Genomic DNA, 21,234 nt, shown 5'->3' on the forward strand with positions numbered 1-21,234 from the left:
GACCGGCGCATCGGCGAGTACGGCTCACCCGTGCGGCTGGTGTGAGCCTTCGAGCACGCCTCAGGCCAGCCCGTGCTCGAAGGCGAAGACCACCAGCTGCACGCGGTCGCGGAGGGCGAGCTTGGCGAGGATCCGGCTGATGTGGGTCTTCACGGTCGCCTCGCTGAGGAACTCGCGCGCGGCGATCTCCGCGTTGGAGAGGCCGCGGGCGGCGAGCGCGAAGATCTCCCGCTCTCGGTCGGTGAGCTCGCCGTAGGCGGGCGGCACGGCGCGAGGCGCCTCGGTGAAGTGGGCGAAGAGGTCCCGGGTGGCGGACGCCGCGATCACCGCCGATCCGGCGTGCACCGTGCGGATCGCGGCGAGCAGGAACTCCGGTTCGGCGTCCTTCAGCAGGAAGCCGCTCGCCCCTGCCGGATCGCGCGGGCCGCCGCCTCGTCGAGGTCGAAGGTGGTGAGCATCACCACCTTCGGCGGGTCGGAGCGGGTGAGGAGCTCGGCGGTCGCGGCGAGGCCGTCCATGACCGGCATCCGGATGTCCATGAGCACGACGTCGGGCCCGGTCTCGGCGATGACCCTCAACGCCTCCTGCCCGTCACCGGCCTCGCCCACGACCTCGAGGTCGGGCTGCGAGGCGACGAGCATCCGGATGCCGGCGCGGAACAGCGCCTGATCGTCGACGAGCACGACGCGGATCATGCCGCCGGCCCCGCGATCGGCAGACTTGCCTGCACCGTGAAGACGCCGTCGACGTTCTCGACCTGAAGAGTCCCTCCCACGAGCTGGGCGCGCTCGCGCATGCCGATGAGCCCGTGGCCCGCCGGTGCCGCAGAGGTCTCGTCCCCGGTCGCGTTGCGCACGACGAGGTCGACGCGCTCGGGCCACCACGCCAGTTGCACGTCGACGTCGCCGGTGCCGTGGCGGAGGGCATTGGTGAGCGCCTCCTGCAGGATGCGATAGATGGCCAGTTGGATCGCGCCGGGCGGCTCTACCGCCGGCATCGGGTCGATCGTGACGCGCGGCTCGATGCCGGCCTGGCGCACCTGCGCGAACAGCGTCTCCAGGTCGGCGAGCGTCGGCTGCGGGCCGTCGCCCTGCCGGTGGCGGAGCTGGGTCAGCAGCATCCGCACATCCGAGAGCGCAGCCCGCGAGGTCTGCGAGATCGTCGCGAGCGCCTCGGTGGCCGCCTCGGGGTCGGATGCCGCGGCGTACCGTGCCCCGTCGGCCTGCGCGATCACGACGGCCAGGGAGTGCGCGACGATGTCGTGCATGTCACGGGCGATGCGCACGCGCTCCTGCTCCTCGGCCGTGGCGCGCTCGGCGCGCACCTGCGCCTCGCGAATGCCTCGCGATCGCAGCACCGAACGCCACACCATGCCGCTGAGCCAGACCACGCCGAGGACGAGCGCGGCGATCACCGCCAGCAGGACCGTCGCGACGATGTCGAGGCCGAACCCGCCCAGGAGGCTGTTCCCCCCGGTCAGATACACCGCGGCCACGAGCGCGCCCGCCCCGCCGACGCCAACCCGAGCCAGAAGACGCGCTCCGAGCCCCACGCCGCCGTGGCGAAAAGCACCACGAGGACGGCGATGTTCACCGGAAGCGGCGGAAGTCCGCCGAGCATCTGCACCGCCGCACCCGCCCAGGACAGCACCAGGGCGAGGCCGGGGCGAGGCGTGCGACGGCGACTCCGGCGCACAGCAGACTCGACGAGACGACGATCGCGAGGATCAGGAAGACGCTGAAGAAGTCGCTCGGCATCCACCATGAGCTGTACACGGGAATAGCGAACGGCGTCAGCACGACGAACATCACGCACGCGACGACGATGTCGGTGATGAGCGCTGCGCGCGGGATGGTGCGGATCACCCCTTCACGCTACGCGAGGGCGGTGCGCCGCGGCATCCGTCTGGAGATGTATCCCTGCGCGCGGCCCCGGGGCCTCCGCGGCTCAGACCCGACAGAGGATCTCACCGTGCGGCAGGAGGAACCAGCCGTCGTCGGCATCCGCCCAGCGCCGCCAGGCCGCGCTGATCCCCTGCAGGTCGGCCCGGCTCGCCAGACCGCCGTCGAGGAGCTGACGGGTGAGCGCGGACTCCAGGATGCGATCGGCCCACATGCCGCCCACCAGCTGCGCTCCTCAGGTGTGGCGTAGCACCAGGTGGAGGCCGTCGCGCGGATGTCGGTGAACCCCGCGGCCCGTGCCCAGGACAGCAGGCGCCTTCCGGCATCCGGCTCGCCGCCGTTCGCCCGTGCGACCTCGCGATACAGCCGCAGCCACTCGTCGAGCTCGGGCAGGAGCGGGAACCAGAAGAAGCCCGCATAGTCGGCGTCGCGTGCCGCGACCACCCCGCCGGGCCTCGCGACCCGCCGCATCTCGCGCAGCGCCTGCACGGGATCGGCGACGTGCTGCAGCACCTGATGGGCGTGGACGATGTCGAAGGAGTCGTCGGCGAAGCTCAGTGCGTGCACGTCCTCGACCGAGAAGTCGATGTTGGCGACGCCGGCCTGGGCCGCGAGGCGCTGCGAGAGGGCGAGCTCGTCCGCACCGATCTCGGTGGCGGTGACGCTCGCGACGTGCGCGGCGAAGTCGACGGTGATCGTGCCGGGCCCGGCGCCGACGTCGAGCAGCCGGGCCTCCGGTGTCAGGTGCGGCCGCAGGTACTCCGCGGAGTTCGCGATCGTGCGATTGCTGTGCGAGCGCAGCACCGATTCGTGATGCCCGTGGGTATAGGTCGCCATCGCGTCAGTCTGCCACGCCTGTGGCGCGCCCGATCCGCGCAGATGTCGCGATCCGCGGAGGTTTCCGCGGCATCCGGGTGCAGATCGAGGTGTCGGATGCCGCGGCGGATCAGTCGCGGACGAGGGCGGCGATCGCGCCCCGGTCGGGCTTGCCGGACGGAAGGAGCGGCATGGCCTCGACCGCCCGCAGCTCGCGCGGCCGCGCCGGCGCGCCCAGCCCCGCCTCGACGCGAGCGCGGGCGGTGCCCAGGAGCGCCGCGGCATCCGATCCTGCGGCGAGCGCCGCGACGATCACCGACGCCTGCCCCCACCGCTCGTCGTCCGCGCCCACGACGACGGCCCCTGACAGCTCGGGCACTTCGCGCACCACCCGCTCGACCCGGTCGAGCGAGACGTTCACGCCGCCGGAGACGATGACGTTGTCGACTCGGCCGTGCACGGCGACCACCCCCGCATCGAACGTGCCCAGGTCGCCGGTGCGATACCAGCGCGTGCCGGCATCCGACACGAAGGCACGGGCGGTCAGCGCGGGATCCTCCAGATACCCGTCGGCGAGCACCGGTCCGGCGATGCGCAGTTCGCCGCTCACGACCCGCACCCGAACCCCGTCGAGCGGCACGCCGTCATAGATGCAGCCGCCGCTCGTCTCACTGGAGCCGTAGGTCCTCACGAGTCGGATGCCGAGGGCCGCCGCCCGCTCGCGGAGAGCCACCGGCGTGGACTGCCCGCCGACGAGCACGGCGCGGTAGGCGGTGGCGGCGTCACGGATCGCGGCATCCGTCTCCGCGGCGTCGACGAGGGTGGCGAGCTGGGCGGGCACGAGGGAGGTGTACAGCGCGGAGTCATCGGATGCCGCAAGCGTGGCCTCCGCGAACGCCTCCGCGGTGAAGCGGCCCGCGAGCGCCACCGGCGAGGTGCCCGCGAGCACCGAGCGCAGCAGCACCTGGAGTCCGGCGATGTAGTGGGTCGGCAGCGCGAGCGTCCAGCGACCCGCACCGATGCGCGTCGCCGTCGCCTCGGCGCTCGCCCGCAGCGCCGCCGCACTGATCGCGACGCGCTTGGGCACCCCGGAGGACCCGGAGGTGTGGATGACGACGCCGGTGTCGGCTTCCAGCATCCGTTCCACCGCGCGCTCGTCGAGGGTGGAGGCGGCGTGCCAGTCGGCGCTTCCGGGCATCATTGCTGTCCTCGGTTTCGACGCGCAGCGCTGCGCGCTGCTTGCTCAACCTTGACGCTCGTCGCATCAACGCTGCGCATTGATCCGACGTGCATCAATAGTGCCAGGGGTAGGGGACCAGTCCGGCTCGCGCTTCTGCAGGAAGGAGTCGCGGCCCTCGACGGCCTCGTCGGTGCCGTAGGCGAGGCGGGTGGTCTCCCCGCGAACAGCTGCTGGCCGACGAGTCCGTCATCGATGGCGTTGAAGGCGAACTTGAGCATGCGGATCGCCGTGGGCGACTTGGTGAGCACCGTCCGCGCCATCGCCAGCGCCTCCCGCTCGAGCTCCGCATGCGGCACGACCCGGTTGACCGCGCCCATCTCGTAGGCGCGCTGGGCGGAGTACTCCTCGGCGAGGAAGAAGACCTCGCGGGCGATCTTCTGCCCGGTCTGGCGCGCCATGTAGGCCGAGCCGTAGCCGGCGTCGAAGGAGCCGACGTCGGCATCCGTCTGCTTGAAGCGGCCGTGCTCGGCGCTCGCGATCGTCAGGTCGCACACCACGTGCAGCGAGTGCCCCCTCCGGCGGCCCACCCCGGAACGACCGCGATGACGACCTTCGGCATGAAGCGGATGAGCCGCTGCACCTCGAGGATGTGCAGGCGTCCGGCGCGGGCGGGATCCTGCACGGTGGTCTCGTCGTCGGAGTACTTGTAGCCGTCTCTCCCGCGGATGCGCTGATCGCCGCCCGAGCAGAACGCCCAGCCGCCGTCCTTCGGGCTTGGACCGTTGCCGGTCAACAGCACCGCGCCGATGCGGGCATCCTGCCGGGCGACGTCGAGCGCGCGGTGGAGCTCGTCGACCGTGTGCGGACGGAAGGCGTTGCGCACCTCGGGCCGGTCGAAGGCGATGCGAGCGACACCGCCGTCGACGGAGACGTGCGCGGTGATGTCGGTGTACTCCTCCGCGCCGGGCGCGAGCACCCACTGCGAGGCGTCGAAGAGATCGGAGACCATGCTGACAGCCTATGCGGCGGGTCGCTCCCCGCGATGCAGCCTTGTGCAGGAGCGTCTGGGCCGTCTGCAGGAGCGTCGGTGGCCAGGGCGAGGAGATGCCGGCGTGTCGCGCGGCCTTGGCGAGATGGCTCCTGCAGACGGCCGCAGGCCTCCTGCAGACGGCGCGCCCTGGCCGGATGCCACCGAACCGTCACGACGTCGACACCGTCAGGGTTCGACGTGCGAGACGGCAGCCAGGCGCCGGGCGCGGGCGGCCTTCCGCCAGCCGTCGATGATGTCCCAGACAGCGACACCGGCGATGGTGAGACCCGTCAGGATGCCGAGGATCCGCCCGACGTCGGCCGGAACTCCCAGCTGCCCGATCACGTACGCCGAGAACTCCGGGTTGAGGACCTGATCGGTGAGGAGCAGATACAGGGCGGCGACGGCGAACAGCACGGCGAGGACGGTGTTCAGCGCCGCCAGCGTGCGGTTCCACCCGCCCGCGCATAGAGGACGACGGCGAGGACGGCTTCGACGGCCAGGAGCACGAGCAGGCCTCCGAGCCACCACGGCCAGAGGCCGGGGTCGAGCAGGGGCAGCGATGTCGTCTGCTCGCCGAGGCCCGCGCCGATGTTGACGTCTCCGTCTGCACGGAACACGAAGCCGATGAAGCGGTCCCAGAGGAGCGCGGCCGCGGCGACGCCCAGGAGGACCAGCGAGGCGATGAGCTCGCCCCGACCCGCCCCGGTCTCCTGCGGCTCGGGCAGGTGATCGAGATCCCAGCCGATGGTGGCATCGGCGCCCGTGCGATCCAAGATCGCGAACACCAGGGTCGTCCAGAACGCGAGGTGCACGATCGTGCCGACGGTCGCGGCGACGGCCGTGCCGATGATCTCGCCCACGGGAGCGCCGGCGAGGCTCAGACCGAGGATCACCGCACCCAGCACACAGGCCGGCACGATCCACAGCAGCAGCTTCAGCAGCCGCCACCACATGAGGTAGTAGCGCGGCCCGATGAGGTGCAGCGGGCGGTCGGCGTAGCCGGCGGCGAGCGCGTCGGGGTCGCCGAGGCCGGTCAGCACGGCGCGTTCGGCGTCGGCTGCCTCCTCGCCCTGCTCGAGACGCGACTCGACGGCGTCGGCGACGGATGCCGCGAGCTCCTCGCGAACGTCGTCCTGCATGTCGGCGGGAAGCCGCCGGGTCACGGCGGAGATGTATCTTTGGGTCAATGTCGTCTGCATGTCAGTGTCCTTCGTCGGTCAGCGTCGCGATCGCGGTCGTGAGCGAGGCCCATTCGGTGGTCAAGGTGTCGGCGAGTCGGATGCCGGCATCCGACGTGCGGTAGAACTTGCGAGGCCGCGCCTCGTCGGTGTTCCACTCGCTGGTCAGGTACCCCTGCTTCTCGAGGCGGCGCAGCAGCGGGTAGAGGGTGTTCGCGTCGGTCGCGAAGCCGTGCCGCTCCAGATCCTGCAGCAGTCCGTAGCCGTAGCCGGCATCACGCAGCAGCTGCAGACAGGCCAGCACGATGGTGCCGCGCCGGATCTCCTGGAGGTGGGTCTCGAATCCCTCGGTCTCTTGCATGTCCATCACATTACTGTATGGCACACACTATAGTCAAGCACGCATTATCGCGTCGGAGATCAGGCGCCCTCGAGCGACGGAAGAAACGGATGCCGCGAGGAGGTGGCGGAGTTCGAACGCGTTGCCCGGAGCCTCCGGCCGCGCGGGCCCGACTCGGCGAGAGTTGCCTGTCCGAGCGATCTCTCAGCCGTCAGGATGAGAGGACGGCTATGGCAGTTCGGGGACGAAGAGCGGCTCGGGGAGCTCGATGCCGGCGAAGTGCTCGCGCGCCTCGGCGTACTCCTCCATCGAGGTGTGCGCGGCGAAATACGGCCCGCCGACGAACTGCAGAGACACCGTCGAGCCCTGCACCGTCACGGTGAACGCACCCCCGAGATCGTCGGTCCACGCACGGACCCCGTCGCCCGCGGAGACATCGCCGACGGCATCGGTCAGGGTGGGCAGCTGAAGCTGCTCGGCGATGCCCGCGCCGAGATCGAGCAGCGTCGCCCGCTGCGCGTCGGAGCCGTCGAAGTCGCTCGTCGTCCACACCGGCGCATCGACGCGGTGGAACATCGACTCGCCGCCGAAGCCGTTGGGGATCGCGGAGACGCCGGTGATGTCGCCGACCTGCCAGGCCCAGCCGAACTCTCCGGACAGTTCGTCGATCGCCGTGCGGAAGCTCGCCTGTGCGGTGCGGACGATCTCGGTCGTGTCGACGGGGACGGGCTCGCTGGGCGCCTGCCATCCGGCGATGCCCGGATACTGCTGCCAGAACACGAGACCGTCCTCGGGCGAGATCGTCAGACGCCCCACGCGGTCGTCGAGATGGTTGCTGTAGATCCCGAGCACGACCGGGTTCCCGAGCACGACGAGGATCACCGCCAGCGGCGCCACCACGGCCGAGCCGCGGCGCATCGCGACGGCGGTCGCCCAGACGATCACGATGAGTGCGGCGACGGAGAGCACCACGCCGAGCGCACCGTTGCGGCCGCCGAACAGCCACAGCATCGAGAGCGCGACCAGTGCGAGCGCGGCGATCATGACGACGCGCGGTCGCGCGACGCGCGCGCGCGAGGGCTGCGGCGCCTCGGCCTGCGGAACCTCGGGGTCGGTGACGACGGTCATGCGAGGCCCAGCCCCATCGGACGAGGGTGGCGAGCACCGGATTGAAGAAGAGGGCGATCGCGATCGTGGCGACGCCGGCCAGGCGCGTGCGGCGATCGAAGAGCGCGAGGATGCCGGCGACCAGAAGAAGGACGAGCAGGAACAGCAGGAAGCCGGTGAAGTCGGCCCAGAACGGTGCACCGCCGAGCGAGGAGATGTCGCTCGCGCGGATCGCGGCGAGCCCCACGACGACCGTCGCGACGGGCAGCACCCCGATCGCGAGCACGCGAAGCACCCAGGCGCGGAAATTGGGGGTGCCGCGCCGAGGAACAGACACGAACTCGGGGGAAGTCATCTCACGACGATCCTACGTCCGGCCGTCGACATCGACGCCGCAGAGGCGGGGCTTCGGCCCGGATCGCCGCCGATTCGTGATCTGATCCCGGCCTCGCGAGGCGAACGATCCCGTCGGGCGGGCCTCTCCCCGCGGCGTACCGCCGCTCGTGGGGAGAGGCCCGCCCGGCCTCACGCCCGCAGCGACGGGATCGCTGTGCGACGCAGGCGCGGGGCGAGGAAGACGTACCCCGCGCCGAGCAGCGCGAGCGCGAGCAGCAGGAGCAGCAGGATCTGACCCGGGTGAGACCGCCACCCGTCGCCGCGAGCGGGTCCAGGATCGTCAGTGCCGCCGTCGCCTCGAGACCCGAGGAGAGACCGATCAGGCGCACGGTGTGCGCACCCGGCTCGGCGTCGAGGGGAATCGTCACCTGCGCACTCAGCGCGCCGTCCGAGTCGGCCACCTGGGCGAGGAGCAGACGCGGCGTCGACTCGAGCCACACCTGCACGAGCTCGTCCGGCGCGAAGCCGCCGCCCTCGACGCCGATGACGGCACCGGGGACGGCCGTCGAGGCGCTCAGGGTCACGGTGGCGACCGGGGCGGGCGTCTCGCTCGGCTCAGGACCCGGCTCCCCAGGCTCCCCGGCTCGCCGCTGCCACCGTCCTCCTGCAGCTCGACCAGCACGGCGACCGTGCGGGCCGGCACCGTCACCGTGCCTGCGCCGGCATCCCATTGCGTGGCCTTCACCACGGGGTCGGCGCCGTCAGCCTGCACGGCCGAGAGCTCGAAGTCGCGTCCGGCGAAGGCGTCGACCGTCTCGGTGACCGCGGCCCCGGAGGCGTTGAACACGACGAGGGCTCCCTCGTGCGCGGGGTCGACGTCGTCCCCGAGCAGATCATCGATCGCCATGACGATCACGCCGGGGTCGCCTCAGCCCGCCGCCGGGGAACGAGACCTTCTCGTGGATCAGGTCGGCCGACCCCAGGCGCAGCAGCGGCAGCGAGGAGCGCAGCGCGAGCAGCTCGAGCGCCTGCGCCTCGGCGGCCGCCATCGCGGCGGCGTCGGGCGTCAGGTCGGCGTTCGCGAGGAGCGGCGCCATCACGCCCCACTTCTCGGCGTTGTCGCCGGCCATCGGCAGGCCGGAGCCGAAGGTCGAGTCCTGACCGGTCCAGTCGATGCGGTTGAACCAGTCCCCGGAGTTGTAGCTGTTGCGGTCCAGGGACTTCGAGCGCAGCAGCTCCGTGCCGGCGTGCCAGAAGGACAGGCCCTGCGACAGGGTCGCCGTCGCCAGCATCACCGAGTTCATGCGGACCCGGTCGTCCATCGAGGTGCCCACCGGAAGCTTGAAGACGGCGAGGTCGTAGAGCGTCTCGTTGTCGTGCGCGTCGACGTAGTTGACGACCTCGTCGGGCTGGTCCGCGTAGCCTGCGGGCGAGCCGTTGTAGTCGATCTGGTCGCCGCGCAGCGTCTCGCCGCTCGAGGCGAGGAACTCGAAGTCGCGGAGGTTGCCGGCCAGGCCGATCTTGACCAGGTCGGTGGCGTGCCCGAGGTCGGACAGCGCCTGCGCGGTCGTGCCGTTGATCGGGTCGCCGTTGGGGTCGTAGCCGAGCCCGGTGCCGTAGCCCTGACGGAACGTCGAGCCCGAGTCGACTGGGCTGCCGCCGTGCACGCCGTCGCGCAGACGGTCATTGAACGTGCCGATGCCGGTGCCGCCGAGCTGACCCTGCGTCGCCTGCGTGAAGCGCGCGTTGCCGGCGACCTCGCCGAAGTCCCAGCCCTCGCCGTAGAGGTACACGGCCGAGCCGTCGATGCCGTCGCTCTCGAGGGTCAGCTCGTCGAGGGCCGCCCGGATCGCGAGCATGTTCTCCACCGAATGGTGCCCCATGAGGTCGAAGCGGAAGCCGTCCACCCGGTAGTCGCGCGCCCAGGTGACGACCGAGTCGACCATGAGCTTCTGCGCGACCTGGTTCTCGGTCGCCACGTTCTGGCAGCACGTCGAGGTCTCGACGCCGCCGATGTCATTGAGGCGGTGGTAGTAGCCGGGTACGATCCGGTCGAGCACCGACTTCTGCCCCTGCGCGCTCTGTGCGGTGTGGTTGTACACCTTGTCGAGCACGACCTGCAGACCCGTCGCGTGCAGCGCGCCGACCATCTCGCGGAACTCCGCCACGCGCGCCCCGCCGTGCGGGTCGACCGCGTACGAGCCCTCGGGCGTCGAGTAGTGGTACGGGTCGTAGCCCCAGTTGAAGCCGTCGAGGTCGGCGACGGCGGCGATGCACGCCTGCTGCTGATCGCTGTCGGGCGCGTACGAGGCCAGATCGCAGTCGGGCTCCTGCTGCAGCGCGCGGTCCTCCTCGATCGTGGCGATGTCGAAGGTCGGCAGCAGGTGGACGGTGTTGATGCCTGCCTGCGCGAGCTCGCGCAGCTGCTGCGTGCCCGCGCTGTCGCGCGCGAACGCCCGGTAGGTGCCGCGCTCGGCCGCGGGCACGGTCTCGTCGCCGATCGAGAAGTCCCGCACGTGCAGCTCGTAGATCGCCCGGTCGACGGCCTTCTCGATGACCGGGGCGGGGGTGTCCTCCCAGAGGCCCGGCCGCCACTGCGCGGCGTCGAGGTCGATCACGATCGAGCGCGTGGAGTTGGTCGTGAGCGCGTGCGAGTAGGGGTCGGTCACGAGGTTCACCTCGATGTCGCCCGTCGAGTGGGCGTAGACCGTCACCTCCCACAGGTACGGGGTGCCGTCCGGGCGGATGCCGCGGCGCTCCACGTTCCGGTCGCCTCGTCGAACGACGCCTCGTGCCGCGTCGGCTCCCCGGCGCCGTCGGCGTCCCAGGTGAGCAGGGCGACGTCCTGGGCGGTCGGCGCCCAGACGGAGAAGTCGGTGCTGTAGCCGCCGGGCACGGCGCCGAGCGCGACGCCGTCGAGGGCATCGGCGTAGAGGTCGTCGAGCACACCCGGCAGCTGCACCCCGGTGAAGGCGGTGGGTGCGGCATCCGACGTCTCCTGCAGGATCTGCACCTGCGAGGTCAGGATCTGCTGCACGTCGGCGCGGTCGAGTCCGACCGGGCGCAGGGCGATGTGCCCGGCGAGGTGCGGGAATCGCGCCTTCTCAGCGTCGCTGAGCCCGGCGGACTCGTATTCGAGCTCCACGGCGTCGCCGCCGGTGACCCCGTCTTCGCCGAGCGCGAGCGTCGCCGTGGCCGAGTGGTGCAGCGACCAGCTCAGGTCCGCCGCATCCGCTCCGCCCAGGAGCGCGGCCGGCCAGGCGATCGTGTCCTCGCTCACCCAGTGCGCGCGCAGCTGGCCGGTGCCCGCGAGCGGCGGGTCGGTCACCTCGATCTCGAGGATGTGCGTGGCGAGCGTGTAGCGGAAGACGACCTGCTTGCCGGCACTCGCCGAGAAGGCGTAGTTGGCGCCGTCGAACACACCGTCCACGCCATAGTTCTCGGCCCAGCTCAGTCCGTGCGCGACCTTGGTCTCATAGGAACCGGCCGCCAGCGCGGAGGTCGACCACTCGTAGACGCCGTCCTTGTCGCCATCGGTGAGCCAGGCCGAAAGGCACTCGGGCTGCCAGTCGCCGCCGCAGCCGACCTGGCTCTGGAACGACCCGGGAAGCGTCACGATCGGGCCCTCGGCGGTGTTCTGGAACTGCTTGCTCACCGGGTCGAAGTAGAAGGTGACCGGGCCGCCCGTGTGGGTGTAGTGCACGTTGTCGCCACCGGGCACGCCGTTCGCGCCGTAGTTCTCGTCCCAGGAGCCGCCGACGGCGATCTTGTACTCGTACTGGCCCGCGGGCAGGTCGAAGGTGCCCTCGTAGACGCCGTCCTCGCGCAGCGTGAGCTGGGCGAGCGCGCACTCGGGCTGCCAGTTGTTGCAACCCATCGCCCCTCCGTGATTGCCGGGGATCGTCACCATGTCAGCATCCGGACCGCCCGGCTCCTCGCTGGGCGTCGTCGTCACGGCGTTGCCGACCGAGGCGTAGGTCGAGGTCGCCGTGGGGGTGCCTGCGGCGTCCACCGCAATGGCTCGGTATTCGATGAGCGTGCCCTGCGCGAGCCCGGCGACGTCGTGGAAGACGCGCGGCGCGGTCGACTCGGCCGTTCCCAGCGCCCGCCAGGTGTCGGAGCCGGCCACGCGCCAGGCGAAACTCGTCTCGTTCCACGCGGTCGCGCCGAGGTCCGCCGAGACGGCGGTGAGTCCGCTCACGCCGGCACCGGCGGCGGGAGCGGCGAGCGCGAGGTCGAGGTCGGATGCCGCCACCGCCCGATCGGCCCGGTAGACGACCGCGCTGCGGGCGGGCACCTCGACGGTGACCTCGGCCGCGCCGTCGCTCGTGAGCTGCGCGGCGCCGCCGCCGTGGATCCTGTCGAAGGTCGCACCGGGGGTGAGCGCGGTCAGGGCGACGCTCTTCGCCTCGGCGGCGTTGTTGAGGGCGACGAGGTACTCGATCTTCTCGTCGCGGTCGACCCGCGAGAAGGCGTAGACGCCGACGCCCTGCTCCACGTGCAGCTCGAACTGGGCGCCCTGCGACAGCGCCGCGTGCGCACCGCGGAGCTCTGCGAGGTCGGCGATGTGCATGTACAGCTCGGCGCCGGTGTCGAAGCGGTCCTGGCTGCCGAGCTGCTCGCCGGTGAGCAGCGACTGGCCCACGTACTCCTCGACCTGGCTCGCGAAGAGCGACTGACGCGCCGACTTGTCGTTGCCGGGGTCGGCGCCGGCGAAGCCCTGCTCGTCGCCGTAGTAGACGACGGGCTGACCGCGGGTGAGGAACATGATCTCGTGCGCGAAGGCGCTGCGCGCGAGCGGATCGTCGCTGCCGCGCAGCAGGTAGCCGATCCGGCCCATGTCGTGGTTGCCGAGGAAGGTCGGCAGGGCGCTCGCGGAGCTGTGCGGAGTCGTGTAGTAGTCGTCGCCTCCGAAGAGGTACTCGAGCGCGGTGGCCCAGTTGGTGCCGCCGGCGTAGCCGGTGACCTCGGCCTGGAAAGTGAAGTCGAGCACCGAGTTCATGTCCGTCTCACGCACATAAGGCGACAGCAGACGCGGGTCGGCGTCGTAGACCTCGCCGAACATGAAGAAGTCGGGCTTGCCCTGCGCGTGCGCATAGGCGAGCACCTCTTCGGACCACTTCTCCCAGAACTCGAAGTTCACGTGCTTGACGGTGTCGATGCGGAAGCCGTCGATGCCGAGATCGATCCAGTCCTGGTAGACGTCGATGAAGCCGTCGACGACCGTCGGATGCTCGGTCATGAGGTCGTCGAGGCCCTCGAAGTCGCCGTAAGTGACCGACTCGCCCGACCAGGTCGAGTTGCCGCGGTTGTGGTACAGCGTGGGGTCGTTGAGCCAGGCCGGGACCTTGACGTCCTCGAGGCCGGGGCGCGCGACGGGCGTGTAGGGGAAGGAGGTCGCGGCATCCAGCGCCGGGAAGTCGCCCGTGCCGGCGTAGTCGTCGGGGTCGAAGGCGTCGCCTGCGGCGTCGCGGTAGGGCGAGGCCGCCTTGTCGATGTAGGAGTACTGGCCCTCCTCGTAGTCGATGACGTCGGCGGTGTGGTTGGTGATGATGTCGAAGTAGACCTTGATGCCGCGACTGTGGGCGTCGGCGATGAGCGCCTCGAGCTCGGCGTTGGTGCCCAGGTGCGGGTCGATCTGGGTGAAGTCGGTGACCCAGTAGCCGTGGTAGCCGGCGCTGGCGTCGTCGCCCTCTCCCTGCACCGGCATGTTCTTGAAGCTCGGGGTCAGCCAGATCGCGGTCGTGCCGAGGCCTTCGATGTAATCGAGTTCAGCGCGCAGGCCGGCGATGTCGCCGCCGTGGAAGAAGCCCTTGTCGGCGGGGTCGAAGCCGTGGTCGAGCCGGCCGCCGTCGATTCCTCCCGTGTCGTTTCTCGCGTCCCCGTTCTGGAAGCGGTCGGTCAGCACGAAGTAGAACACCTCGTCGCTGCCGGGCTGGCGCACCGGCGGTGCGACGAGCTCCTCGTCGGCGGCGGTGTAGTCGCCGCGCACATCGAGCAGCTCGAGGCCGACGCGCTGGGTGCTGTCGTCGAACACCACGCGGATCTCGCTCGGGCCGGCGAGGGTCAACGGGATGTTATCGTCTCCGCCGTTCAGGCCGTAAGCCTCGTCCCAGGTGCCGCCGATCGCGACCTTGTACTCCCAGCTGCCTTCCGGAATCGTGAAGACGCTCGCGTACACGTCGGCCGTGCCGGTCGCGGCCAGGACGGTGGCCTCGCAGTCGGGCTGCCAGTCGTCTGCGCAGCCGAGCTCGCTCTGCAGGTTGCCGACGAGGGTGACGAGCCGGTGGTCGTCCGCCGTGGCGGCGGTGACCGGGACGACCGCGAGTCCGACGATGGCCAGCAGCGCGGACAGCATCAGGGCGAGGGATCTGCGGGTGCGCGATCGAAGCGTCATCATCGACTCCAGGATTGGTGCGGGCGGGCACGGCGACGTGCCAACGGGGTGTCAGCGACGTTAGCAACGCTCGCGCACTTAATGCAAGCGCTTACAGCAATTCCCCGCCGCTTTTCATCGAGGTCGAGACAAGCCTCGGAAAATCTGGCATTCCTGCACTCACGGGCTCGCCACTGAGCTGCAAACGCTTCCAGTTCCCCCTGTGCGGCATGATGGATGCGTGACCCACGACGCCGTGCCGCCGCATCCGATCTCGCAGCCGCCGCCTCCCCTCGCCGAGCTGCTCGCGACCGCGCGCGTCGTGGCCCTGCCCCTGCGCACCCGCTTCCGCGGCGTCGACGTGCGCGAAGCCCTGCTCTTCCAGGGCCCGGAGGGCTGGGCCGAGTTCTCCCCTTCGCCGAGTACGACGATGCCGAGGCCTCGACCTGGCTCGCGGCGGCCGTGGACTTCGCCTGGCGACCGCAGCCGGCATCCGTCCGTGACGCCGTGCCCGTCAACGCGACCGTCCCAGCCGTTCCGGCATCGGATGCCGCAGCCGTCCTCTCGCGCTTCCCCGGATGCCGTACGGCCAAGGTGAAGGTCGCCGAACCCGGTCAGGTGCTCGCCGACGACGTCGCCCGGGTGCGCGCCGTGCGCGAGGCGCTGGGCCCGGAGGGGCGTGTGCGCGTCGACGCCAACGGCGCCTGGAACGTCGACGAGGCCGAGCGCGCGGTCCACGCCCTCGCCGAGTTCGACCTGGAGTACGCCGAGCAGCCCTGCGCCGACGTGGCGGAGCTGGCGGAGCTCCGCCGCCGGGTGAAGTACATGGGCATCCCGATCGCCGCCGACGAGAGCGTGCGGAAGGCGAGCGATCCTCTCGCGGTGGCCCGCGCCGGCGCGGCGGACCTCCTCGTGGTCAAGGCGCAGCCGCTGGGCGGCGTCGCCCGCGCCCTCTCGATCGTGACCGAGGCGGGCCTTCCCGCCGTCGTCTCCAGCGCCCTGGACACCGCCGTCGGGCTCGGCCAGGGCGCCGCCCTCGCCGCCGCCCTCCCCGATCTCGAATACGACTGCGGCCTGGGCACGGCCGCGCTCTTCGTCGACGACGTCGCCGACCGGCTGCCGGTCGACGGCGCCCTCCCGGTCGGCCGCGTCACCCCCGATGCGGCCGCACTGGAGCGGCTCGCGGCATCCGACGATCGCACCGCCTGGTGGCTCGCGCGCCTCGAGCGCTGCCACGCCCTGCTCTCCGCGCCCTGACCCCGCCCTTCGCCCCGCCCCGCTCAGGCGGGAGCGATGAGCAGCTCGACCAGCGTGCCGAGCGCGGCACTGGCCGCGCGGGCGATCTGGTCGTCGTCGCCGCCCTCCATCGCCGTGCGCACCATGGCGCCCTCCCACGCGGTCATCAGCATCTTCGCGGCGGTGGGCACGTCGACGCGCAGCGCGAGGGCGCCGGAGTCGACGATCCCGCCGATCATCGCCTCGATGCTGGCGAACATCTCGCGCTCCTGCGCGACATAGGCCTCGGCGAAGTCCGCATCGCGCAGGGCGTGCAGCTGGATCTCGCTCATCAGCAGCACGGTGAAGCGGTCCTTCTCCGCGCTGAGCATGACCTGTTCGACCAGCGGCACGATGTCATGGGTGCAGGCGAGCGCACCGGATGCGACGAGCTCGTCCACCCGCGCACGCGCCGAGGCCAGACGCGACTCGGCGACCGTGGCGGCGAGGTCGAGGAACAGCTCGTCCTTGGACTCGAAGTTGGAGTAGAAGGCACCCCGCGTGAAGCCGGCGCGCTCGCAGATCGCCTCGACGCTGGCGCCCTCGATGCCGACCTCGGCGAAGAGCTGCGCGGCCGCGTCGCGCAGCCGCGCGCGCGTGTTCTCGCGGCTGCGGGTCACGGATGTCGTCATCGTGTTCCTTTTCTACCGGTCCCTGAGCAAGGGCGCCACCGGCGCTCGGGTCGAGTTTTTCCCACCCCGTACACAGTTTTCCGGCGTCGACTCACCATAGGATACACATGTGTATCGGATACATCTCTGTATCTAAAACCCCGCTCGACGCTTCGGAGGCACGCGTGTCCACTCTCCTGTCCACGCTCGGACGCTGGTCGTACAAGCACCCCTGGCGAGTCCTCTTCGGGTGGCTGCTCACGCTCGCCCTGGTCGGTGGCGGGGCTCTGGTGCTCAACAGCGGCACCGACAACACCTTCTCGATCCCCGGCACCGAATCGCAGGCCGGGCTCGAGCAGCTCGAGCGCTCCTTCCCTCAGGTGAGCGGCACGAACGCCCAGTTCATCGTGGTGGCCGCGGAGGGCGACCGCATCACCGACGCCGCCTACCGCGAGCCCATCGAGGAGGCCGTCGCCGAGCTCGAAGGCCTCGAGGGCGCGCTCGCCGTGACCTCCCCCTACGACGAGCTCATCGACGGCATGGTCAACGACGAGGGCACGGCCGCGATCGTGCAGCTGCAGTTCGACGGACAGGCCACCGATGTCAGCGAGGAGACGACCCAGGAGCTCTCGGATGCCGTCGCGGCACTGACCGCGGCTCTCCCCGACGGCGCGGTGACCTCGCTCGGCGGCGATCTGTTCGCGATGTCGATCCCGGGGATCACGATCACCGAGGCGGTGGGCCTCGTGATCGCGCTCCTCGTCCTCATCGTGACCTTCCGCTCCTTCGTCGTCGCCGGACTCCCGCTGCTGACCGCCGTGCTCGGCGTCGGCATCTCCATGGCCGGGATCTTCGCGGCGACCGCCTTCGCGACGGTCTCGTCGACGACCCCGCTGCTCGCGCTCATGCTGGGGCTGGCCGTCGGCATCGACTACGCCCTGTTCATCGTCGCCCGCCATCAGGACCAGGTGCGCGCCGGGATGGACCCGGAGGAGTCCGCCTCCCGCGCGGTCGGCACCGCAGGATCCGCGGTGGTCTTCGCCGGCATCACGGTCGTGATCGCCCTGGTCGGACTCGGCTTCGCCGGCATCCCCTTCCTCACGACGATGGGGATCGCGGCATCCGTCGCCGTCGCCATGGCCGTCCTGATCGCGGTCACCCTCACACCGGCCCTGCTCGGCTTCCTGAAGGGGCGCGTGGCCGGCAGGCCGAAGCGCGCGAAGCGCCGCTCGAAGAAGGCCCGGTCGGATGCCGCCGAGCGCCCGGTCGCGGCATCCGATGCTCCCCGCATCAACCGCTGGGTGCGCGCCGTCACGAAGCGCCCCGTCGTCACCTCGATCGCCGTCGTGCTGGGTCTCGGCCTTCTGGCGATCCCCGCCGCGAGCCTCACGCTCGCGCTGCCGAACGCCGGGGTCCTGCCGAAGGGCTCCGAGGCGCGGCAGAGCTACGACCTGGTCGCCGAGCACTTCGGCGATGGCTTCAACGGCCCGCTGATCCTCACCGGGACGATCGTCACCTCGACCGATCCGCTGACGCTCATGCAGGACATCGGCGACGACATCGCCACCCTCCCGGGCGTGGCGAAGGTCGCCCTCGCGGTGCCGAACGAGACCGCCGACACCGGCATCGTGCAGGTCATCCCCACTACCGCCCCCGACGCCCCCGAGACCGCCGATCTCGTGCGGGAGCTGCGCGCGCAGCACGACCGACTGCTCGAGGAGTACGGCGTCGACCTGAAGGTCACCGGCTTCACCGCCGTCGCGATCGACATCTCCGACCAGCTGGGGGCGGCGCTCCTGCCGTTCGGCATCTTCGTGATCGGCCTGTCGCTCGTCCTGCTGACGATCGTGTTCCGCTCGATCTGGGTGCCGGTCACCGCCGCCGCCGGCTATCTGCTCTCGATCGTCGCCGCGTTCGGCATCGTGGCGGCCGTCTTCGACTGGGGGATCCTCGCCGACGCCCTCCATGTCGCCCGCACGGGCCCGGTGATCAGCTTCATGCCGATCGTGCTCATGGGCGTGCTGTTCGGGCTCGCGATGGACTATCAGGTCTTCCTCGTCTCGCGCATGCGGGAGGACTACGTGCATGCCGTTCGTTCGGTCCCTGAGCCTGTCGAAGGGCAGGAGCCGGTCGACAGGGCCACCGCGCGCGCCGCCGCGATCCGCGCCGTGCAGACCGGCTTCAGCGGTTCGGCGCGCGTCGTGACGGCGGCGGCCCTGATCATGTTCGCCGTCTTCGTCGCGTTCGTCCCGGAGGGCGACTCCTCGCTCAAGCCCATCGCTCTGGGGCTCGCGGCGGGCATCGCGGTCGACGCCTTCGTCGTGCGCATGACGCTCATCCCCGCGCTCATGGCGATCCTCGGCGAGCGCGCCTGGCGGATCCCGGCGTGGCTGGAACGCATCCTCCCCCACGTCGACATCGAGGGCGAGGCGGTCGAGCGCGAGCGCGCCCTGGCCGAGTGGCCGGGAGAAGACTCGGTGGTCGCCGCGGAAGACCTGTCGATCGACGCGGATGGCCCGGTGCTCAGCGGCATCGATGTGCGCCTGGCCGGCGGCGGCGCGGTCGTCGTCACCGGCGGCGAGCCTCTCGTGCGGCGCGCCCTGGCGCTGACCATCGCCGGGCGGGTTCCGGCATCCGACGGCCTCCTCCGCGTCGCCGGCCACCTCCTGCCCGGACGGGCCGCCTGGGTCCGGCGTCATGTGGGCGTCGTGGTCGTGGAGGATCCGCGCGACGGGCTGGACGCACTGTCCGCCGCACTCCGCGCCCGCACCCCGCTCATCGTCATCGACGGGATCGACCGGTTCGCCGGCGCCGACCGCGACCAGGCCACGGCGATCCTCCGCGACGCCGCGGCCGCCCGCGGAACGGCCGTCTTCGCCACCGCGGCGGACGCCGGGGCCGCCCGCAGCACCCTCGCCGACGCCGGATGGCCCGCATCCGACGTGCTCGACGCTTCGACAAGCTCAGCGCAGGCCTCCGCAACGCACCGCACGACCCACCAGACCGAGGTGAACGCATGACTCTCTCCATCGAGCGCGCCCGATCGCGCGGACCCGTCACCTGGCTGACGCTCCTGGGCATCCTGCTGCTGCCGGCGGTCGTCGGCGGCATGCTCGTGGCGGCCCTCTACAATCCGACCGAGCGGCTGGACTCCATGACGGCGGCAATCGTCAACCTGGACGAGCCCGTCACGATCGACGATCAGTACACGCCGCTGGGGCGCCAGCTCGCCGCGGGCCTGGTCGAGGGCTCGGACGAGCTGGACTCCAACCTGACGTGGGTGATCTCGAACGAGTCGGATGCCGCATCCGGCCTCGCCGACGGCACCTATCAGGCGGTCGTGACGATCCCCGAGGAGTTCTCGGCGGCCGCGACTTCTGCCGGGCAGGCGCTCGGCGGCGGCGATGTGACTCCCGAGCGGGCCGAGATCACCGTGGTCACACCTCCGGACGGGCGCCTCGCCGACGACCTCATCACCGGCCAGATCGCGGCGGTCGCGGCCTCCACCATGGGCTCGATGCTGTCGGAGGCGACGCTCGGGAGCGTCTTCGTCGGCTTCGCGACGATCGGCGATCAGCTCGGCGAGGCCGGAGGCGCCGCGGCCCAGCTCGCCGAGGGGGCATCGGATGCCGCCACGGGCGCCGCCGAGATCCCGGGCGGTGCGACGCAGCTGGCCGCGGGTGCCGCGCAGCTCGGCGACGGGGCATCGGAGCTCGGCGACGGGCTCGGCACGATCGCGTCGAGCACGCGCGAGGTGGCCGACGGCGCGAACGCGCTGGGCGCGGGGCTGCGCGCCGGTGCCACCGCCCTGGAGCGGGACGGCATCGTCCCCGCGGAGCTCACGGATGCCGCGACCGGTGCTGCGCTCGCCTCCGGCGGCGTCTCCGATGGCGTCGCGGGTCTCGCCGATGGCCTCGCCGGACTCGCCGCGATGTGCCCGCCCGAGGCCGGCGAGGAGTTCTGCGCGCAGCTGGCCGGGGCCGCTCAGGGCGCGGAGGGACTCCGGACGCCCGCGGCCCAGGCCGCGCAGGCCGCCGCCGGCACCTCGGCCGGGCTCGACCAGCTCGCCGAGCAGGCCCCGGCCGCTCTGGCCGCGCAGCTGCGCGAGGCGGGTGCTGCGGCGAACGAGATCGGCGACGGGCTCGGCCTGCTCGCCCAGGGCGTCGACCAGTCCGCCGCCGGCGCACGGGCGCTCAGCACCGGCGCATCCGGTCTCGGCGACGGAGCGACGCAGCTCGCCTCCGGCGCGGACGAGCTCGTCAGCGGACTCGAGCAGCTGGCCTCCGGCACCGACGAGCTGGCCTCTGGTCTCGATCTGGCCGCCACCTCGCTCCCGTCGTTCAGCGATGAGGAGTACGAGACGCTCGCCTCCGTCCTGGCCGACCCCGTCGGCTCGAACACGGGGAGTTCGACGATCTTCGGCCCGACGGCCATCCCGCTGCTCTCCACGGTCGTGCTGTGGTTCGGCGGCCTCGCCTCCTTCGTCGTGCTGCGCGCGACCTCGGCGAGCGTTCTGACCTCGCGCAGCGCCTCCGCCGCGCTGGCGTGGCGCTCCTTCTGGCCGGCCGCCGCCATAGGTGCGGGCCAGGGCGTGCTCGTCGCACTCATCGTGCAGATCGTCGCCCGCTACGACCTCGTCGCCTGGTGGGGCTTCGCCGGCATCGCGGTGCTCGCGGGTGTGGCCTTCGCCGCGGTGAACCAGGCGCTCGTCGCGGTGTTCGGCGGTGCCGGCCGCTGGGTGAGCGCCCTGGTCGGCGTGCTCGTGGTCGCGACCGGCCTCATCTCCACCGTGCCCGGATGGCTCGCCTCCCTCGGCGCGGCGATGCCGACCGCACCGGCCCTCGCCGGTCTCATCGAGGCGAGCGGCGGCACCGCTGCCGGACTCGTCGTGTGGGGCGTGCTGTCGCTCGTGGTCACGACCCTCGTCGTGGCCCTGCGCCGCACGACGTCGGCAAAGGCGGTGCTGGCGGCGGCGTAGCATCCGCCCCGAGACGCTCACGCTGCGGGTACCGTGAGGGGATGCCCCGCCCTTCACGACCGATCCCGTACAGCTCGCCGCCCTCGAAGGACAGCAGTACCTG

General features: G+C 71.4%; 15 protein-coding genes and 3 pseudogenes. 3 read left to right on the forward strand and 15 right to left on the reverse strand.

The window, feature by feature from the left end:
* Positions 1-60: 60 nt before the first annotated feature.
* The 14 genes and pseudogenes from KAE78_RS03305 to KAE78_RS18295 all read right to left on the reverse strand — a co-directional run bounded on the left by KAE78_RS03305 (position 61) and on the right by KAE78_RS18295 (position 14,291).
* Positions 61-695: pseudogene (locus tag KAE78_RS03305) on the reverse strand (response regulator).
* The gene (locus tag KAE78_RS03310; protein WP_223171790.1) at positions 692-1,552 is read right to left on the reverse strand and encodes a sensor histidine kinase; all 861 of its coding nucleotides are present in this window, start codon (positions 1,550-1,552) and stop codon (positions 692-694) included. The pseudogene KAE78_RS03305 and the gene KAE78_RS03310 overlap by 4 nt, the downstream one beginning before the upstream one ends.
* A 37-nt stretch (positions 1,553-1,589) precedes the next feature.
* The gene (locus KAE78_RS03315; protein WP_223171791.1) at positions 1,590-1,865 is read right to left on the reverse strand and encodes a hypothetical protein; all 276 of its coding nucleotides are present in this window, start codon (positions 1,863-1,865) and stop codon (positions 1,590-1,592) included.
* 82 nt (positions 1,866-1,947) lie between these two features.
* Positions 1,948-2,738 (reverse strand): annotated as a pseudogene (locus KAE78_RS03320) (class I SAM-dependent methyltransferase).
* A gap of 109 nt (positions 2,739-2,847) precedes the next feature.
* Complete coding sequence (locus tag KAE78_RS03325; RefSeq protein ID WP_223171792.1) at positions 2,848-3,918, reverse strand: AMP-binding protein; 1,071 nt, start codon at positions 3,916-3,918, stop codon at positions 2,848-2,850.
* A gap of 91 nt (positions 3,919-4,009) precedes the next feature.
* Positions 4,010-4,906, reverse strand: a pseudogene (locus tag KAE78_RS03330) (1,4-dihydroxy-2-naphthoyl-CoA synthase).
* Positions 4,907-5,113: 207 nt separating this feature from the next.
* The gene (locus KAE78_RS18280) at positions 5,114-5,344 is read right to left on the reverse strand and encodes a hypothetical protein (RefSeq protein ID WP_317451840.1); all 231 of its coding nucleotides are present in this window, start codon (positions 5,342-5,344) and stop codon (positions 5,114-5,116) included.
* Between the two features lie 14 nt (positions 5,345-5,358).
* Positions 5,359-6,129: a permease prefix domain 1-containing protein gene (locus KAE78_RS03335; RefSeq protein ID WP_317451841.1), complete on the reverse strand. Its 771-nt coding sequence runs from the start codon at positions 6,127-6,129 to the stop codon at positions 5,359-5,361.
* Between the two features lies 1 nt (position 6,130).
* Complete coding sequence (locus KAE78_RS03340) at positions 6,131-6,469, reverse strand: PadR family transcriptional regulator (RefSeq protein ID WP_223171793.1); 339 nt, start codon at positions 6,467-6,469, stop codon at positions 6,131-6,133.
* Between the two features lie 207 nt (positions 6,470-6,676).
* Positions 6,677-7,576 (reverse strand): hypothetical protein, encoded by a 900-nt coding sequence (locus tag KAE78_RS03345; protein WP_223171794.1) that lies wholly within the window; start codon positions 7,574-7,576, stop codon positions 6,677-6,679.
* Between the two features lie 335 nt (positions 7,577-7,911).
* Positions 7,912-8,475, reverse strand: a complete 564-nt coding sequence (locus tag KAE78_RS03350) for a hypothetical protein (protein WP_223171795.1) — start codon at positions 8,473-8,475, stop codon at positions 7,912-7,914.
* On the reverse strand, positions 8,472-8,798 hold the full coding sequence (locus KAE78_RS18285; protein ID WP_317451842.1) for an alpha-1,6-glucosidase domain-containing protein: 327 nt from the start codon (positions 8,796-8,798) through the stop codon (positions 8,472-8,474). Before KAE78_RS18285 ends, KAE78_RS03350 begins: the two co-directional genes overlap by 4 nt.
* On the reverse strand, positions 8,785-10,653 hold the full coding sequence (pulA, locus tag KAE78_RS18290; protein ID WP_317451843.1) for a pullulanase-type alpha-1,6-glucosidase: 1,869 nt from the start codon (positions 10,651-10,653) through the stop codon (positions 8,785-8,787). The genes KAE78_RS18285 and pulA overlap by 14 nt, the downstream gene beginning before the upstream one ends.
* Positions 10,602-14,291 (reverse strand): alpha-amylase family glycosyl hydrolase, encoded by a 3,690-nt coding sequence (locus KAE78_RS18295; RefSeq protein ID WP_317451844.1) that lies wholly within the window; start codon positions 14,289-14,291, stop codon positions 10,602-10,604. The genes pulA and KAE78_RS18295 overlap by 52 nt, the downstream gene beginning before the upstream one ends.
* A 213-nt stretch (positions 14,292-14,504) precedes the next feature.
* On the opposite strand from KAE78_RS18295, the gene KAE78_RS03360 reads away from it, so the two are divergent.
* Entirely contained in the window at positions 14,505-15,524 is a 1,020-nt protein-coding gene (locus tag KAE78_RS03360; protein ID WP_411155979.1) for an o-succinylbenzoate synthase, read from the forward strand.
* A gap of 23 nt (positions 15,525-15,547) precedes the next feature.
* On the opposite strand, the gene KAE78_RS03365 is transcribed toward KAE78_RS03360, so the two are convergent.
* Positions 15,548-16,174, reverse strand: a complete 627-nt coding sequence (locus tag KAE78_RS03365) for a TetR/AcrR family transcriptional regulator (protein ID WP_223171796.1) — start codon at positions 16,172-16,174, stop codon at positions 15,548-15,550.
* A gap of 164 nt (positions 16,175-16,338) precedes the next feature.
* On the opposite strand from KAE78_RS03365, the gene KAE78_RS03370 reads away from it, so the two are divergent.
* Together KAE78_RS03370 and KAE78_RS03375 are read left to right on the forward strand one after the other, a co-directional pair.
* Complete coding sequence (locus KAE78_RS03370; RefSeq protein ID WP_223171798.1) at positions 16,339-19,173, forward strand: MMPL family transporter; 2,835 nt, start codon at positions 16,339-16,341, stop codon at positions 19,171-19,173.
* Positions 19,170-21,131 carry a YhgE/Pip domain-containing protein gene (locus KAE78_RS03375; RefSeq protein ID WP_223171800.1) on the forward strand — a complete coding sequence of 654 codons (1,962 nt, stop codon included), beginning with the start codon at positions 19,170-19,172 and terminating at the stop codon, positions 21,129-21,131. Before KAE78_RS03370 ends, KAE78_RS03375 begins: the two co-directional genes overlap by 4 nt.
* Positions 21,132-21,234: the final 103 nt, after the last annotated feature.

It is taken from the genome of Microbacterium sp. NIBRBAC000506063, from assembly GCF_017968845.1.
In the GTDB taxonomy this organism is placed as follows: Bacteria; Actinomycetota; Actinomycetes; order Actinomycetales; family Microbacteriaceae; genus Microbacterium.

Coding starts and splice junctions, on each gene's coding strand:
- KAE78_RS03325 (WP_223171792.1), bottom strand. CDS start 3,918: ATGATGCCCGGAAGCGCCGACTGGCACGCCGCCTCCACCCTCGACGAG.
- KAE78_RS03335 (WP_317451841.1), bottom strand. CDS start 6,129: ATGCAGACGACATTGACCCAAAGATACATCTCCGCCGTGACCCGGCGG.
- KAE78_RS03340 (WP_223171793.1), bottom strand. CDS start 6,469: ATGCAAGAGACCGAGGGATTCGAGACCCACCTCCAGGAGATCCGGCGC.
- KAE78_RS03345 (WP_223171794.1), bottom strand. CDS start 7,576: ATGACCGTCGTCACCGACCCCGAGGTTCCGCAGGCCGAGGCGCCGCAG.
- KAE78_RS18285 (WP_317451842.1), bottom strand. CDS start 8,798: ATGGCGATCGATGATCTGCTCGGGGACGACGTCGACCCCGCGCACGAG.
- KAE78_RS18295 (WP_317451844.1), bottom strand. CDS start 14,291: ATGATGACGCTTCGATCGCGCACCCGCAGATCCCTCGCCCTGATGCTG.
- KAE78_RS03360 (WP_411155979.1), top strand. CDS start 14,505: ATGCGTGACCCACGACGCCGTGCCGCCGCATCCGATCTCGCAGCCGCC.
- KAE78_RS03365 (WP_223171796.1), bottom strand. CDS start 16,174: ATGACGACATCCGTGACCCGCAGCCGCGAGAACACGCGCGCGCGGCTG.
- KAE78_RS03375 (WP_223171800.1), top strand. CDS start 19,170: ATGACTCTCTCCATCGAGCGCGCCCGATCGCGCGGACCCGTCACCTGG.